This window comes from Venenivibrio stagnispumantis, assembly GCF_900182795.1.
Lineage (GTDB): Bacteria > Aquificota > Aquificia > Aquificales > Hydrogenothermaceae > Venenivibrio > Venenivibrio stagnispumantis.
In genome coordinates, this window is sequence record NZ_FXTX01000012.1 from 1 (window position 1) to 15,242 (window position 15,242).

Genomic DNA, 15,242 nt, shown 5'->3' on the forward strand with positions numbered 1-15,242 from the left:
AAGGATATATATAAAAAGGAGAGATACAAAATAGAGCAGTTAATAGGGAATATCAAGAATGAATTTAAAGATAGAGATAATTTAAAGGATTTAGATATGGCGAGATTACATGTGATAGCCAGATTTATAATTTATAACATAATAGTTCTTGCGAAAATTATTTTTTTCCTTATTTTTTGGTTATTTTTAAAGTCAGTTTTAGAAACAAGGAAAATCAACTATTTGGGATTTTTCAAACAGCCTCATTTTACCTATTTGCAAAAAGCAGGTAATTATTATATAATAATAACTTAGTAATATCAACCAATGCCGAAGTGGCGGAATTGGCAGACGCAGGGGACTCAAAATCCCCCGCTCGCAAGGGCGTGCGGGTTCGACTCCCGCCTTCGGCATCTAAATAAAGGTTAAAATATGGTCAAAGTTATTGTAAAAGATATATTTAGTGATAAATATAGATGCAGGGTTTGTGGATATATTTATGACCCGCAAAAAGGAGATGAAAAGAGAGCCATATCTCCCGGTATCTCTTTTGAAGATTTACCGGACAATTGGCATTGTCCTGTTTGTAAATATCCCAAGAGAGAATTTAGAAAGATAGTTAAGTAGTATATTCTGCATTGATTTCTACATATTTATATCCAAGGTCGCAGGTGTAAAAACTCCAGTCTTCTTCTCCTTGATTAAGATATAAATCTATATTAATTTCTTTGTTATTTTTCATATATTCAACGATTTCATCTTTATTAAAATCTATTGGTTCGCCGGCATATATGAGATAATTGCCTATATATAATTTTACTTTACTAAAATCTATATTGTGATGCAGTTGTCCTACTGCTGCAAGTATTCTTCCCCAATTCGGGTCATTTCCAAACATTGCTGTTTTAAATAGATTTGATGTAGCTATTGCTTCTGCTACTTTTTTTGCTTTTTCTTTTGTATCCGCACCGAATATGTTTATCTCAATTAATTTTGTGGCTCCTTCTCCATCTTTCACTATCATTTTTGCAAGTTTTAGGGCAACTTCATAAATCTTTTTTGCAAAATATACTTTATTTGAATCATCTATTTCTATATCATTTTCTCCGGTTGCTACTATTACAAAGCTATCATTCGTGCTTTCGCAACCATCTACCGATATAGAGTTGAATGTTCTTTCTACAACAAGTTTCATAACTTTATCAAGAAGTGGCTTTTCTATTTTTACATCTGTAAAGATATAAGCAAGCATTGTTGCCATATTTGGATGTATCATTCCGGCACCTTTTGCTATGCCTTTGATATGAAATATTTTTCCATCAATTTCTCCGGTTGTTTCATAATATTTATAAAATGCATCTGTTGTTGATATAGCTCTTGCAGATAGTTCTAAATCAAAATCTTGAAGATTTTTTGTTGCTTCTTTTATGCCGTTTTCTACTTTATCCATCGGAAGTTGAACGCCTATTACACCGGTAGAGAAAACAAGAACTTCTTCTTTTTCAATTCCGAGATTTTCTGCTGTTATTTGAGCCATTTTTTCTGCATTTTCAAATCCTTTTTGTCCTGTGGCTGCATTGGCATTTCCACTATTTACAACAATTGCAGATATTTTATCCTGAATAGAGCAGACCAATTTATCGTATATTACCGGTGCTGCTGCTAAGCTGTTTTGTGTAAATACTGCTGAATAAACAGAAGGATTAAATCTTAATACAAGAATATCATAATCTCCGGATGGCTTAATACCTGCTTTTGCTACTCCCATTTTAATCTGCATCTTCCAACACTCCTATGTTTTTCATTTTCCAGTTTAAAAGATTATTTGACCTTTTTCCTACATAACCAAAATCCCATATTTTGATTTCCGGTTTAACTATATAATCTGTATCATAAAATCTAATGCTGTAATCAATTTGTGGCTTTTCTTTTTTTATTATTAGATTATTCAATCTTTGCAAAATTGTTTTTTCTTCAAAAATATTTTTTATAGATTTTTTGGTTTTTACTTTTCCGAAAATGCTATCTATATATCCTTCTTCTTCAAACCATAAAGATATAGGTATTGCTATATTACTTATCAAAGTTAATCCATCTTCAAAGGGAGAAAATACAATAAGATTTTCAACTTTTTGGAATATATATTTTAATTTTTCTTCTTCTATATAATCTGTTATCTCTTCTCCTATGATTATCAGATTTTTGATTTTTCCTTCTTCTATATCTTTTAATATATCCGGAAGATAATAAAGATTTTCAAATCTATTTATCAGTCCGTAACTGTTTCTTTCAAAAGGAATAATTAAGATATTGCAATTTTTCTCTTTTTTTAATCTTCCGAGAGTTTTTCCCATTTCATAACTTTGCTGTGCTATATCGGAAGTAGTGCTATAAATAATTAATGAGTTTTCTGGAATATCTTCAATATTTAACTTTTCTTCTATCCTTGGGAAGAATTTTTTTATTCTGTTTGCATTTTTTCCAATATAGGTGATATTTTTCCCGTTTAACATATAAGATAAAACAGGTGTTGTATCTGCTATATCATCGCCTATTATAAATACATCTTTAAATTCTTTTATAAGGCTTAAATCAATTGTATAATCTTCCTCTGCTGTTTCTTTATATCCTACTAAAACCGGTATTGTGTTTATTGTTGATAAAGAAGTTGCTTTTATACCGGATTTTTCAATAATTTCTTTATAAATATCAAGGGATTCATTATTGCTATAAGAGGATAATATTATTGCTGTTTCTTCATTATTTATTATATCTGCTACTTTTTGCAGAGCTTCATCAATGGTTTTAACTTGATTTTGAATTAATGGATATTTTAATCTGTTTTCTTTATATACATCATAACCAAGATATGCTCCGGCACATATATTTAAATCTGCTGTGCTTCTTATTCTACGAATATCTTTCCCATCGTGGTCTATAACTACCGGACAGTTTAGGCTACACATTCCACAATGGGAAAATGTTTCTTTTAAAAGCCAAGGTCTTGCATTAAATTTAAATGGTTTAAATAAAATTGCTCCAACTGGACATATATCAACACAAAGCCCACACATCTCACAACTGCTTGTATCCATAGGCTTTGTTACCGGAGATATTAATGTTTCAAATCCTCTTTCAAGCTGATATAAAGCATTTGCACCTACAATATTGCTACATACCGACACACATTTTATGCAAAGGACACATCTATTTGATACAAACTCAAGATAATCACTTTCCCAATCATCTTCCAGTCTTACTTTCTCAAAAGGTGTTATAGGAAGTAAATTTTGTTGAGGTCCCCAATATGTTCCCCAGTTTTGTAAATCACATTCACCGGCTTTATCACATATCGGACAATCAAGAGGATGCCGGCTAAAAAGCATCTGTAATATAAATTTTCTATCTTCTTTTACTTTTTCATTTTCAGTTTCTATCTCCATTCCATCATAAACATAACTTCCACAGGCTATAATAGAGCGTCTTGCTTTAACATCCCAAACAAGACATATACGGCAACCACCAAATATAGGTAGTTTTTCATGATAACAAAATGTAGGTATTAATTTATTTAATCTTTTTGCTGCTTCCAATACGGTTATTCCTTTCTCTACTTCTATCTCCTGATTATCTATCTTAATTTTAACCTTTTCCATATTTAGCCCCAAAAAGAGATTTAAAAAATTTTATCACATTATTGACGCAAAACTTAAGCTAACATATAATAAATTTTATAACTTCAGATTATAGGTGATAGTTAATAAAAATGCTTTCTCAGATAACTATAAAAAAATTTCTGTATCTTACGGATATTAAGTTAGATTTGGTAGATGGAGTTAATGTTTTTACCGGTGAAACCGGGGTCGGTAAATCGCTTATTGTTGATGCAATAGCATTTGTTCTTGGTGAAAGAGGAAACTATCCGGAAGATAGCTATGTAGAGCTTGTTTTTGAGAATATACAAAATGATTACTCAGAAGAAGGATTATTAATAGTATCAAGACAGATAAAAAACGGAAAAAGTATATATTACCTTAACGGCAAAAGAGCCACCCTTTCCACAATAAAAGAAGCAACAGAAGATTTAGTAGAAATATACTCCCAGCATCAATACCAAAAATTATTTTCAAAAGACAACCAAAGAAAGATATTTGATAGTTTCTGTCAAATAGAAGATTTGCTTGAAGAATACCAAAAGCTATACAAAGAATTTAAAGAAAAAGAAAAAGAGTATAATCAATTAATACAAGCCCAGTCAGAGAGATTAAGAGAACTTGATTTTTTAAAATATCAATTAAATGAGCTAAATAATGCAAATATAAAATCAGGTGAAAAAGAAGCCCTTGAAGAAAGATATTCATATCTATCTAATATCCAAACAATAAAAGAGATTGTAAGCATAACCGAATATAGCTTATCCGAAGAAATATTTGAAAAATTGTCGGTTATAATAAAAAATTTATCAAAAATAGCCGGTTATGATAAAAATATACAAAAAGCATTAAATCAGATAGAAGAAGCCTATAATATCTTAAAAGATGCCGGTTATCAGCTAAGTAAAATAGAGCTTGATATTGATGAAAAAGAGATAAATCTCATTGAAGAAAGATTAAATCTTATAAACCATTTAGAAAGAAAATATAACACAGATGAAAAAGGATTGATAGAGCTAAAAAATAAAATAGAAGAAAAAATCCAAGAGCTTGAAAACAGCCAGATACAAATACCAAATCTACAAAAAGATATAAATATATTAAAAGAAAAGATAAACCAACTTGCAGAAATTATATCTCAAAAGAGAAAAGAAAAAGCAAAAATATTTGATGAAATCGTAAAAAAACATTTATCAGAGCTTGCCCTTGAATCGGCTACATTTATAACAGATATACAGGAAAAACAACCGGATAGATACGGCAAAGATGAAGTTAGATTTTTATTTTCTGCTAATAAAGGATTAAAGCCATCTTTTTTAGAAGATACTGCTTCCGGTGGTGAGTTATCAAGATTATCATTGGTTTTAAGATTACTTACACAAAAATCTGCAAAAACATTGATATTAGACGAAATAGATACAGGCATTGGCGGAAAAACAGCTTTAAATTTATCAAAAAAATTAAAAGATTTATCAAAAAATTTTCAGCTTATAATAATTACCCATTTGCCACAGATAGCATCTATTTCTGATAAGCATTTTTATATAGAAAAATATAATCTTCCGGATACAACAAAAGCAGTAATAAAAGAGATTGAAGATATAGAAAAAGAAAAAGAGATTGCCAGAATGCTATCCGGCATTATAGATGAAAAAAGTATCCAGCTTGCAAAAAATCTTATAAATAGCTTCGCAAAAAATGGATAAAAGATATAACTATAAATTAACCATAGCATATATAGGAACAAATTATCACGGCTGGCAAAAACAAAAAAATGCAATCACAATACAGGAAATTATTGAAAATCTTTTGATAGATTTATTTAAAGAAAAAATAACATTAATAGGAGCCGGTAGAACCGATGCCGGAGTCCATGCCCTCGGTCAGGTAGCAAATTTTAAAACAAATATCTACAAAGAGCCAAAATTGTTATATAAATATCTAAATGCAAAACTTCCAAGGGATATATCTATTTTAAAAGTAGAAGAAGTTGATATAAATTTTAATGCAAGATTTTCTGCGAAAGGGAAAACATATATATACAAGATATATACAAAGCCAAATCCATTTTTATACGGGCTTGCCTGGTATATAGATAAACCTCTTGATATAAAAAAAATGGTAGATGGTTTAAATCTTCTTAAAAATTATAAAGATTTTACAAGCCTTGCAAAGAAAGAAAATTATTTAAGAAAAGAGATAGATTTAAGAGAAGTATATCTTCATTACGATGGAGAGATTATAACAATTACCATAACAGCCTCACATTTTCTGAGAAATTTAGTAAGAAGAATTGTTGGACATATTGTAAAAATAGGAACTAAAGAGCTGACCATTGAAGAATTTAAAGAAATTATAAAAGCAAAAGACCCTTCAAAAGGAAGATTTATAGCACCGGCTTGTGGATTATATCTAAAAGAAATATATTACTGATATTTGTCATTGAGAATATATATAAGTAGTATATTGTTTATATGACAAATTTATCGTAGGAGGTTTTGGAGATGTTTGAATATACAGAAAAAGTTATGGATCATTTTATGAATCCAAGAAATATTGGAGAAATACCAAATCCGGATGGATACGGACAATGTGGTAATCCATCTTGTGGTGATGCAATGCTCTTTACTATAAAAGTTGATAAAGATACAGATATAATTACCGATGTTAAATTTAAAACATTCGGTTGTGGTTCTGCAATAGCTGTTTCTTCTGTGCTTACAGAAATGGTAAAAGGAAAACCAATAGATTATGCATTAAATCTCACATACAAGGAGATTTTTGAGGAGCTTGGAGGACTTCCACCTCAAAAAATACATTGCACAAATCTTGGACTTGAAACTCTTCATGTTGCTATAAAAGATTATCTTTTAAAGCAAGGAAGAATAGAAGAAGCAAACAAAATACCTGACTGCATAGAAGAAGAACACGAAGAAGAATCAGTATCTTTGGAACATATAGGATAATATGAAAGCAAAAGCAGTAGCTTTATATTCAGGTGGGCTTGATAGCACATTGGCTATCAGGCTCATTCAAAAACAAGGAATAGATGTATTAGCTTTACATTTTTATACCGGTTTTTGTATAACAGAAACAAAAAGAAGGAGAGGAGAAAAGAAACCGGATGGCTCTTATTATATGAATCCGGCTTTAAAGTATGCTGCAAAATATGGTTTTAAACTTGAAATAGTAGATATATCCGATGGTTATTTTGATGTAATTACAAATCCAAAATATGGATATGGTAGCAATGTTAATCCTTGTATAGATTGCAGAGCTTATATGTTTAAAAAAGCAAAAGAGATAATGGAAGATATAGGAGCCGATTTTGTTATATCCGGTGAAGTTCTTGGACAAAGACCTATGAGCCAAAGGGCAAATGTGATGAAACTTATAGAAAAAGAAGCCGGATTGGAAGGATTGATAGTAAGACCATTATCTGCAAAACTTTTACCACCAACTATTCCTGAAATAAAAGGAATAATAGATAGAGATAAATTAGAAGCTATTTACGGCAGAAGTAGAAAAAGACATTTCCAACTTGCAAAAGAGCTTGGTATAGATGAGTTTGAATCTCCCGGTGGAGGTTGCTGTTATCTTACAGATGAAAATTATGCAGTAAAATTTAAAGAAGCTTTATTAAAAGAAGGTAAATTAACAAAAGATGATTTAGTTCTTTTTACCGTAGGAAGACATTTTAGATTAGATTCAGGAACAAAGGTTATAATATCAAGGAATGAAGGAGAAGGAAACTTTTTAAGAGGGTTTAAAAATAGATATGATTATTTTGAGCCTGTTGGAAAAGGAGCAGTAGCAATAGCAAAACCCATAGGACAGGAAGATTTGCCTGAAGAAGATATTTATATAATAGCCAATATGATAGCAAGATACTCCAAAACAGATGAAAATGGTAAAATAGATGTGCTATATCACAATAAAAATGGTAAAATATTAGATATTACCGGATATAAAATAGATGATGAATTATTAGAAGGTTGGAGGATTAAAGAATGGATGTTAAACCAGACATAACCCATGATGCAACCGGAACCTATTGCCCGATACCGATTACAGAACTTGCCAAAGTGATGAAAAAAGTAGAAGTAGGAACCATTGTAGAACTGCTTGCAGATGATGAAGGAGCTATCCAAGATGTGCCTGCTTGGTGTCAAACCACCGGAAATGAATTCCTCGGATATAAAGAAGAAGATGGAATTTTACATTTTTATGTAAGGAAAACTCAAGGATGAGGCTTCCAATAGAGATGAAAATACAACAACTTATACAGGAATATCCGGAAGTTGAAGCTCTTTTTAAAGAATATTTTAAATATTTTTATGATGAAAAATTAGATGAAATTTTATTTAAAAGATTATCTGTAAAAGGAGCATTAAATATTATTGAACTTGACGAAGCAAAAAAAGAAGAATTTTTAGAAAAATTTAATAAAATAGTTACTATTAAGAAAGAGGTCAGCAATAATGGTAAAAACTAAGGAATTAGAAGTAGAAGAAGTCTTAGAAAAAATAAGACCTGCTCTTGCTCAGGATGCAGGAAATATAGGGCTTGTAAAAATTGAAGATTCAGACGTTTATCTAAAACTTTTCGGAACATGTAGCTCCTGTCCGGTAGCAGATATTACAATGAAAGATATGATAGTTTATACAATTAAAGAATCTTTACCTTGGGTTAAATCTGTTATAATAGGGCAGGAAAAATATATAATAGAATGATTATAAATGGTGAAACTTCTGTCTATGGTATTATAGGTTATCCTGTAAAACATTCCAAATCTCCAATCTTTCAAACAAAAGCATTTGAATATCTTGGGATAAATGCTGTTTATATTCCTTTTGAAGTAAAACCTGAGAATTTAGAATCTGCAATAAAAGGTCTAAAAGCTTTATCTGTAAAAGGTGTAAATGTCACTATCCCCCATAAAGAGGAAGTGATTAAATATATAAATGAAATTTCTCAGGAAGCTAAAATTATCAAAGCAGTAAATACCTTAAAAATAATAGATGGATATATAATAGGATATAATACAGATGCTTACGGATTTATAACCGGTTTGAAAGAAGTTGAGCCGGATTTATCAGGTAAAACTGCATTGGTTTTAGGTGCTGGCGGTGCATCAAGGGCTGTTATATATAGCTTAATCACAGAAGGTGTAAAAATATATATAGCTAACAGAACAAAAGCAAAAGTAGAACAAATAATTGATGATTTTAAAACTTTAACTAAATATATAACAGATTTTATCCAATATATAGAATTTTATAGGATAGAAGAGATATTAAAAGAAGTGGATATTATAATAAATACAACATCAGTAGGGCTAAAAGATGAAGACCCTGAACTTTTTGATTATTCAAGGATAGAAAAAAAACATATTGTTGTTGATATTATATATAAAGAAACAAAATTATTAAAAAAGGCTAAGGAAATAGGATGTAAATATCAGGACGGATTGCCGATGCTGATATATCAAGGTGCAAAATCCTTTGAGATATGGACTGGTAAAAAAGCACCAATAGAAATAATGAAAAATTCAATATCTATGTATTAAACAGTCTATCTCCGGCATCTCCTATGCCAGGAATAATATAGCCTTTATCATTTAATTTTTCATCTATTTGGGCTATATACATAACAAAATCTTTTGTTTTTAATCTCTCTAATCCTTCAGGTGCTGCTATTATATTTAAAGATATTATTTTTTCAGGATTTTCTTCTTTTAAAATATCTATGGCAAGGGATAAAGAACCACCGGTTGCAACCATAGGGTCTAATATTACTGCTATTTTATTTTTCAAATCCGGTAATCTTTTATAATAAATTTTACTTTCTAAGGTTTCTTCATCTCTTTTTATTGCTAAAAAACCGGCTTTTGAATTGGGCAAAATTTCTAATGCTCCATCAAGCATAGGAAGTCCTGCCCTCAAAATAGGGATAAATACATATCTATCTTCTTCTAAAAATGGCTGTTCTAATTTACCTATCCATGTTTCTATCTCTTTATAAACCAGATTTTCATCTTCTAAAAATTTTATTAACAAAATTTTTGATATATCTGATATATATTTTCTAAAAAGAAAACTATCTGTATTTTTATCTCTAATTTTTGAGATAAGATGCTTTAATAAATTGTTTTCTACTTTTATAATTTTCATAAAAACTCCTTTTTAAGCTCTCTATTCATTAATAAATCTACTGCTTTTTTTATATTTAGTTTTTCATAAATAACTTTATAAACCATTTCAGAAATTGGAAGTTCTAAATTATATTTTTCAGATAGTTGTTTTATTGCTTTTACTGTTTCTATACCTTCTATTGTTTGATTTATCTTTTTAATTGCCTCTTCTACCGAATATCCTTCTCCTATCAACAAGCCAAATCTTCTATTTCTTGATAAATCTCCGGTTGCTGTTAAAACTAAATCTCCAAGTCCGGATAATCCGTAAATTGTTTGTGGATTTGCATTAAATATAGGGACAAATTTTGTCATTTCATAAAGTCCTCTGGTTATTAAAGAAGCTCTTGCATTATTTCCAAGTTTTAAACCATCACTTGCACCACAGGCGATAGCAATAACATTTTTTACTGCTCCGCCTATTTCTACTCCCTTTATATCTTCTGATATATAAATTCTAAATGTTTTTGTGTTTAAAAGCTGTTGTAATTTTTCTGCTTTTTGTATATCTTTACCGGCTAATGTTAAAGCTGTAGGTAATTCTTTTGCTACCTCTTTTGCAAAAGATGGACCGGATAAAGCAAAAATATTCTCTTCCGGTATATCCAAACTTTCTTTTATAACATCAGAAGGAAGTTTTAAACTCCCTATTTCTATTCCTTTTGATGCAGATATTATCATTTTTTCTTCTTTCAGTTTTATATTTGATATAGTTTCCCTTATATGTTGCATAGGAATGGCTATTATAATAATATCTTGCCGGAAGATTTCTTCTAAATCTATCGTTGCTGATATATTTGAATTTAATAGAATATCCGGTAGATATTTATCATTTTTATGGTTTTGGTTTATATTTTCTGCTACATCTTTATCTCTTGCCCATAAGATTACACTCTGGAAATTTTTAGATAAAATGTGGGCTAATGCTGTTGCCCAGCTTCCTGCTCCTACAATACCGAGTTTCAATTATCTTTCCTCTAAGTATTTTTTTAGAAATTGTCCTGTGTAGGATTTTTTATTACGAATAATCTGCTCCGGCGTCCCTACTGCTACTATTTCTCCACCTTTATCTCCACCTTCTGGTCCAAGGTCTATTATCCAGTCTGCAGATTTTATAACATCAAGATTATGTTCTATAACAACAACGGTGTTTCCTTTATCTACAAGTTTATTTAAAACATTTATCAATTTTTGAACATCATGGAAATGAAGTCCTGTTGTAGGCTCATCTAATAAATAAAGGGTTGAGCCTGTATCCCTTTTGGATAATTCTCTTGATAGCTTAATTCTTTGAGCTTCTCCACCGGACAATGTGGTTGCCGGTTGTCCGAGCTTTATATAATCAAGTCCAACATCATGAAGTATTTTTAATTTATTTCTGATAGATGGAACATTTTCAAAAAATTCAAGGGCTTCTGCTACTGTCATATCAAGAACATCTGCTATATTTTTGCCTTTGTATGTGATAGACAAAGTTTCTTTATTATATCTTTTCCCCTGACATACATCACAGGTTACATATATATCCGGTAAGAAATGCATCTCAATTTTTACAACACCTTCTCCCTGACAGGCTTCACATCTTCCACCTTTTACATTAAAAGAAAATCTCCCTGCATCATATCCTCTAACTTTTGCCTCCGGTAGTTGTGCAAAAAGATTTCTTATTAAATCAAAAACTTTTGTATATGTTGCCGGATTAGAACGGGGAGTTCTTCCTATCGGCGATTGGTCAACATTTATCACTTTATCTATATACTCTAAACCTTCTATTCTGTCATGTTTTCCTACAGGCTCTTTTGATGAATAAAATCTATTTTTTGCTGCTTGCCATAAGATATCATATATTAATGTGGATTTTCCACTACCGGATACACCGGTTATAACAACAAACAATCCAAGGGGTATCTCTACATCTATATTTTTTAAATTATGTTCTTTTGCTCCTACTATTTTTATAAATTTATCTTTTAACTGCCTTCTTTTTTTCGGGACAGGAATAGTTAATTTTTTACTTAAATATTTGCCGGTTAATGAGTTTGGATTTTCTTTTATTTGTTCCGGTGTTCCTACTGCTGTGATATAACCACCATAAACTCCACTTCCGGGACCTATATCTATTATATAATCTGCTTCTTCTATGGTTTCTTGGTCATGTTCTACTACAATAACCGTATTTCCAAGGTCTCTTAACTCTTTTAATGTGTTTATTAATTTTGCAGTATCCCTTGGATGAAGTCCTATGGATGGCTCATCTAATACATATAAAACTCCTGTTAGTTTTGAACCTATCTGGGTAGCAAGTCTTATTCTTTGAGCTTCTCCACCGGATAATGTTATTGCCGACCTTTCTATTGTAAGATAATCTACCCCAACATCTATCAAAAATTTTAATCTATCTTTTATCTCTTTTATAACCTTAGAAGATATAATTCTTTCTTTTTCTGACATTTCATTATTTTTTTCTAAATCTTCAAAAAATTGATAACAATCTCTTATATTCATTTTAGCTATATCATATATATTTTTACCACCTACATAAACAGATAGGGCTTCTTGCTTTAATCTTGAACCCTGACAGGTAGGACATACAATCTCAACAATATATTTCCCTATCTCTTCTCTATATTTTTCTACATCTGTTTCTAAATATTTTCTTTCAAGATGATTAATAATACCTTCAAAGTAAGGTGGCAATCCTTTGCCGTATAAGATAGCTTCTTTTTGTTCTTTTGTTAAATCTTTAAATTTCTTTAATCTGCTTATTCCAATGTATGATAAATACTCTCCTACCATTGGTTTAATATATTTAAATGATATATTTTCTGCTATTCTAAAAGCATCGGTTATATATCTATCTTCATCTATCAAAAGTTCCGTATCTATTTTATGGATTACACCAAGACCTTTACAGGTAGGACAGGCTCCATAAGGGCTGTTAAAAGAGAATAATCTTGGTGAAAGTTCTGATATTGAAAATCCGTGCTCCGGACAGGCAAATTTTTCACTATATATATTTTCAGTATTGTCAGAAAGATTTTGGATTATAACTAATCCATCTGATAATTTAAATGCCTGTTCTATAGAATCATTTAACCTTGTTCTTATATCCGGTTTTATCACAACCCTATCTACTACAATCTCAATATCATGTTTTTTATTTTTTTCAAGTTTTGGAACTTCATCTATTGTGTATATCTCTTTATCTATTCTTACCCGGGAATATCCCATTTTTTTGATTTTTTCAATAATATCTTTATGCTCTCCTTTTTGTCCTCTTATTATGGGAGCTAAAATCTGTAATTTAGTTCCTTCCGGTAAGGTTATTAATCTACCTGATATATCTTCCGGTGTTTGGGAAGCTATCAATCTTCCACATTCAGGACAATGGGGCTTTCCTACCCTTGCGAAAAGAACCCTTAAATAATCATATATTTCTGTTATTGTCCCTACCGTTGAGCGTGGATTTTTAGATGTGGTTTTTTGGTCTATTGCTATAGCCGGTGATAACCCTTCTATACTATCTACATCCGGTTTTTCCATTATACCGAGAAATTGCCTTGCATAAGCAGAAAGACTTTCTACATATCTTCTTTGTCCTTCTGCATATATAGTATCAAAAGCTAAGGAAGATTTCCCTGAGCCTGATGGACCGGTTATAACAACTAACTTATTCTTAGGGATTTCCAAATCTATATTTTTTAAATTATGTTGTCTTGCTCCGTGTATAATTATCTTATCCAATTTCACCTTCTACATATAAATTTTTGATATATATTATAATATATTGCCGATTTAAAATTTTTAGAGGTTTTTGGAAGAAAATGCTTAGAATATTAATTTTATTTATAATGGGGTGTGTTATGACAGTAGCCGCGAAAGAAGAGATTTATATAAAAAAATTGCCAAATGGTGTAAAAGCAATTATTAAAGAAAGACCGGATACAAAAGCAGTAGCCGTTCAAGTATGGTTTGGGGTTGGTTCTATTTATGAAAATGACCAAGAAAGAGGATTGTCCCATTTCTTAGAGCATATGCTATTTAACGGCACAAAATATACAAAACCCGGAGAAATTGAGTTTGAGATAGAGAAAAAAGGCGGGCATATAAATGCAGCAACAAGTTTTGATTTTACATATTATCATATAGAAATTGCAGATATTTTTTGGAAAACTGCATTAAAATATCTTTATTATATGACAACTGCTCCATCTTTATCTGACGATATGGTTAAAAAAGAAAAACCTATCGTTTTAGAGGAGTTAAACAGACATCTTGACGACCCAAAAAATCTTTTATGGGATGAATATTATAAATTAGCTTATAAAAAAACAAATTATAAACATCCGGTAATAGGATACAGGGAAACTATTGAAAATTATACTCCTGAGCTTGTTAGAAATTATTTTTACTCCCATTATACACCTAATAATACAACCGTTGTTGTGGTAGGAAATATAAATAAAGATGAAGTTTTAAATGAGATAGAAAAAACTTTCGGAACCGTAAAAGGCAAAAAATACACTCCACCACAGGTAGAACTTGAAGACCCACAAACAGATATAAGAACTGCTGTTATAAAGAAAAAACAGATAACCAGAGGTTATGTTGTAATTGGCTGGCAAGCTCCATCAATAAGAGATAAAAAATCCTTTACTGCACAGATTTTAGAAGAAATATTAGCTAACGGAAAAAGCTCAGTAATTTACCAAGAATTAAAAGAAAAAGGTTATGTCCAATCAATCTTCGGTGGTTATATGGCACATGCCGGCACTTCCCAATTTATCTTTTATATGATAACCGACCCTGACAAGATAGATAAGGCAAAAGAAAAATTATTTGAGATAATAAAAGATTATGCAAAAAATGGATTTGATAAAGAAGCTGTTGAAAATGCAAAAAGAAGAATTATAAATAGGGAAACATTTGCAAGAGAAGAAGTAGATGATGAAGCTGACTCTATTGGTTATGCTGTAACCGTTGCAAGGGATATAAATTATGATATTAAATATCTTGAAAATATAAAAAAGGTTTCAAAAGAAGATGTAGATAATTTTGTAAGAGAATTTTTAAAGGATAACAATTATACAGAAGTAAGATTGTTACCGGAAGATAAATAATACCAAAATCGGTATAAAGGATTATGCGAATAAAATATGATAAAAACACCGATATACTTACTATAAGATTTACTGATAAAAAACCTGTTGATAGTGAGCATTTTGTAGAACAAGGAATTGTTGTAGACTACGACGAGAAAGATAATATAATAGGATTGGAAATTTTTGATTGGAGCGAAAAAGAAAATATAGAGTTACCTTTTAAAACAGAACTTGCTACAATATAAATTTATAGGGTATCCTGAATTAATTAATGATTTCAATGATAGAGAAATAGAAAATAGGAAATTTAAAATG

At 30.4% G+C, this 15,242-nt stretch carries 16 protein-coding genes, 1 tRNA gene and 1 pseudogene; 13 read left to right on the forward strand and 5 right to left on the reverse strand.

What is annotated here, in order from left to right; translation table 11 throughout:
* From QOR43_RS05375 to QOR43_RS05385, 3 genes and pseudogenes are all read left to right on the forward strand, one after another.
* Positions 1-294: pseudogene (locus QOR43_RS05375) on the forward strand (hypothetical protein); the annotation flags it as partial.
* Between the two features lie 14 nt (positions 295-308).
* A tRNA-Leu gene (locus tag QOR43_RS05380) sits at positions 309-392 on the forward strand.
* A gap of 19 nt (positions 393-411) precedes the next feature.
* Complete coding sequence (locus tag QOR43_RS05385; protein WP_265134600.1) at positions 412-606, forward strand: rubredoxin; 195 nt, start codon at positions 412-414, stop codon at positions 604-606.
* On the opposite strand, the gene argJ is transcribed toward QOR43_RS05385, so the two are convergent.
* Complete coding sequence (gene argJ / locus QOR43_RS05390) at positions 599-1,759, reverse strand: bifunctional glutamate N-acetyltransferase/amino-acid acetyltransferase ArgJ (RefSeq protein WP_265134601.1); 1,161 nt, start codon at positions 1,757-1,759, stop codon at positions 599-601. The genes QOR43_RS05385 and argJ overlap by 8 nt on opposite strands.
* A complete protein-coding gene (locus QOR43_RS05395) occupies positions 1,749-3,635 on the reverse strand; it encodes a 2Fe-2S iron-sulfur cluster-binding protein (protein ID WP_265134602.1) in 1,887 nt (628 codons plus the stop codon). The genes argJ and QOR43_RS05395 overlap by 11 nt, the downstream gene beginning before the upstream one ends.
* A gap of 110 nt (positions 3,636-3,745) precedes the next feature.
* Here QOR43_RS05395 and QOR43_RS05400 point away from each other — a divergent pair, with 110 nt between their 5' ends.
* The 8 genes from QOR43_RS05400 (at position 3,746) to aroE (ending at position 9,201) form a co-directional block, all read left to right on the forward strand.
* Positions 3,746-5,338, forward strand: coding sequence for a DNA repair protein RecN (locus QOR43_RS05400; RefSeq protein ID WP_265134603.1), 1,593 nt, complete (start codon positions 3,746-3,748; stop codon positions 5,336-5,338).
* Positions 5,331-6,065, forward strand: coding sequence for a tRNA pseudouridine(38-40) synthase TruA (truA, locus tag QOR43_RS05405; RefSeq protein WP_265134604.1), 735 nt, complete (start codon positions 5,331-5,333; stop codon positions 6,063-6,065). The genes QOR43_RS05400 and truA overlap by 8 nt, the downstream gene beginning before the upstream one ends.
* Positions 6,066-6,136: 71 nt before the next feature.
* Positions 6,137-6,598, forward strand: coding sequence for an iron-sulfur cluster assembly scaffold protein (locus tag QOR43_RS05410; RefSeq protein WP_283571445.1), 462 nt, complete (start codon positions 6,137-6,139; stop codon positions 6,596-6,598).
* Position 6,599: 1 nt separating this feature from the next.
* On the forward strand, positions 6,600-7,664 hold the full coding sequence (locus tag QOR43_RS05415) for a hypothetical protein (protein ID WP_265134605.1): 1,065 nt from the start codon (positions 6,600-6,602) through the stop codon (positions 7,662-7,664).
* Positions 7,643-7,882 carry a sulfurtransferase TusA family protein gene (locus QOR43_RS05420; RefSeq protein ID WP_265134606.1) on the forward strand — a complete coding sequence of 80 codons (240 nt, stop codon included), beginning with the start codon at positions 7,643-7,645 and terminating at the stop codon, positions 7,880-7,882. The genes QOR43_RS05415 and QOR43_RS05420 overlap by 22 nt, the downstream gene beginning before the upstream one ends.
* Positions 7,879-8,127, forward strand: coding sequence for a hypothetical protein (locus tag QOR43_RS05425; protein ID WP_265134607.1), 249 nt, complete (start codon positions 7,879-7,881; stop codon positions 8,125-8,127). Before QOR43_RS05420 ends, QOR43_RS05425 begins: the two co-directional genes overlap by 4 nt.
* Entirely contained in the window at positions 8,114-8,365 is a 252-nt protein-coding gene (locus QOR43_RS05430) for a NifU family protein (protein WP_265134608.1), read from the forward strand. Before QOR43_RS05425 ends, QOR43_RS05430 begins: the two co-directional genes overlap by 14 nt.
* A complete protein-coding gene (gene aroE, locus QOR43_RS05435) occupies positions 8,362-9,201 on the forward strand; it encodes a shikimate dehydrogenase (protein ID WP_265134609.1) in 840 nt (279 codons plus the stop codon). The genes QOR43_RS05430 and aroE overlap by 4 nt, the downstream gene beginning before the upstream one ends.
* Here aroE and upp read toward each other — a convergent pair.
* Genes upp through uvrA form a run of 3 tightly spaced genes read right to left on the reverse strand, consistent with a single transcriptional unit; the run spans position 9,191 to position 13,569 of the window.
* A complete protein-coding gene (gene upp, locus QOR43_RS05440; RefSeq protein ID WP_265134610.1) occupies positions 9,191-9,805 on the reverse strand; it encodes a uracil phosphoribosyltransferase in 615 nt (204 codons plus the stop codon). The two genes, aroE and upp, sit on opposite strands and share 11 nt — an antisense overlap.
* Entirely contained in the window at positions 9,802-10,791 is a 990-nt protein-coding gene (locus tag QOR43_RS05445; protein ID WP_265134611.1) for an NAD(P)H-dependent glycerol-3-phosphate dehydrogenase, read from the reverse strand. The genes upp and QOR43_RS05445 overlap by 4 nt, the downstream gene beginning before the upstream one ends.
* Positions 10,792-13,569: an excinuclease ABC subunit UvrA gene (gene uvrA, locus QOR43_RS05450; protein WP_265134612.1), complete on the reverse strand. Its 2,778-nt coding sequence runs from the start codon at positions 13,567-13,569 to the stop codon at positions 10,792-10,794.
* Positions 13,570-13,649: 80 nt separating this feature from the next.
* Between uvrA and QOR43_RS05455 the strand changes: the two genes are divergently transcribed.
* On the forward strand, positions 13,650-14,945 hold the full coding sequence (locus QOR43_RS05455; RefSeq protein ID WP_265134613.1) for a M16 family metallopeptidase: 1,296 nt from the start codon (positions 13,650-13,652) through the stop codon (positions 14,943-14,945).
* A gap of 23 nt (positions 14,946-14,968) precedes the next feature.
* Positions 14,969-15,172 carry a DUF2283 domain-containing protein gene (locus QOR43_RS05460; protein WP_265134614.1) on the forward strand — a complete coding sequence of 68 codons (204 nt, stop codon included), beginning with the start codon at positions 14,969-14,971 and terminating at the stop codon, positions 15,170-15,172.
* Positions 15,173-15,242 lie beyond the last annotated feature (70 nt).

Excerpts from the sequence above, each read along its gene's own strand:
- QOR43_RS05425 (WP_265134607.1), top strand. The coding sequence starts at position 7,879 with ATGAGGCTTCCAATAGAGATGAAAATACAACAACTTATACAGGAATAT.
- aroE (WP_265134609.1), top strand. The coding sequence starts at position 8,362 with ATGATTATAAATGGTGAAACTTCTGTCTATGGTATTATAGGTTATCCT.
- QOR43_RS05430 (WP_265134608.1), top strand. The coding sequence starts at position 8,114 with ATGGTAAAAACTAAGGAATTAGAAGTAGAAGAAGTCTTAGAAAAAATA.
- upp (WP_265134610.1), bottom strand. The coding sequence starts at position 9,805 with ATGAAAATTATAAAAGTAGAAAACAATTTATTAAAGCATCTTATCTCA.
- truA (WP_265134604.1), top strand. The coding sequence starts at position 5,331 with ATGGATAAAAGATATAACTATAAATTAACCATAGCATATATAGGAACA.
- QOR43_RS05395 (WP_265134602.1), bottom strand. The coding sequence starts at position 3,635 with ATGGAAAAGGTTAAAATTAAGATAGATAATCAGGAGATAGAAGTAGAG.
- QOR43_RS05420 (WP_265134606.1), top strand. The coding sequence starts at position 7,643 with ATGGATGTTAAACCAGACATAACCCATGATGCAACCGGAACCTATTGC.
- QOR43_RS05385 (WP_265134600.1), top strand. The coding sequence starts at position 412 with ATGGTCAAAGTTATTGTAAAAGATATATTTAGTGATAAATATAGATGC.
- QOR43_RS05460 (WP_265134614.1), top strand. The coding sequence starts at position 14,969 with ATGCGAATAAAATATGATAAAAACACCGATATACTTACTATAAGATTT.
- QOR43_RS05410 (WP_283571445.1), top strand. The coding sequence starts at position 6,137 with ATGTTTGAATATACAGAAAAAGTTATGGATCATTTTATGAATCCAAGA.
- QOR43_RS05415 (WP_265134605.1), top strand. The coding sequence starts at position 6,600 with ATGAAAGCAAAAGCAGTAGCTTTATATTCAGGTGGGCTTGATAGCACA.
- QOR43_RS05400 (WP_265134603.1), top strand. The coding sequence starts at position 3,746 with ATGCTTTCTCAGATAACTATAAAAAAATTTCTGTATCTTACGGATATT.
- QOR43_RS05455 (WP_265134613.1), top strand. The coding sequence starts at position 13,650 with ATGCTTAGAATATTAATTTTATTTATAATGGGGTGTGTTATGACAGTA.
- argJ (WP_265134601.1), bottom strand. The coding sequence starts at position 1,759 with ATGCAGATTAAAATGGGAGTAGCAAAAGCAGGTATTAAGCCATCCGGA.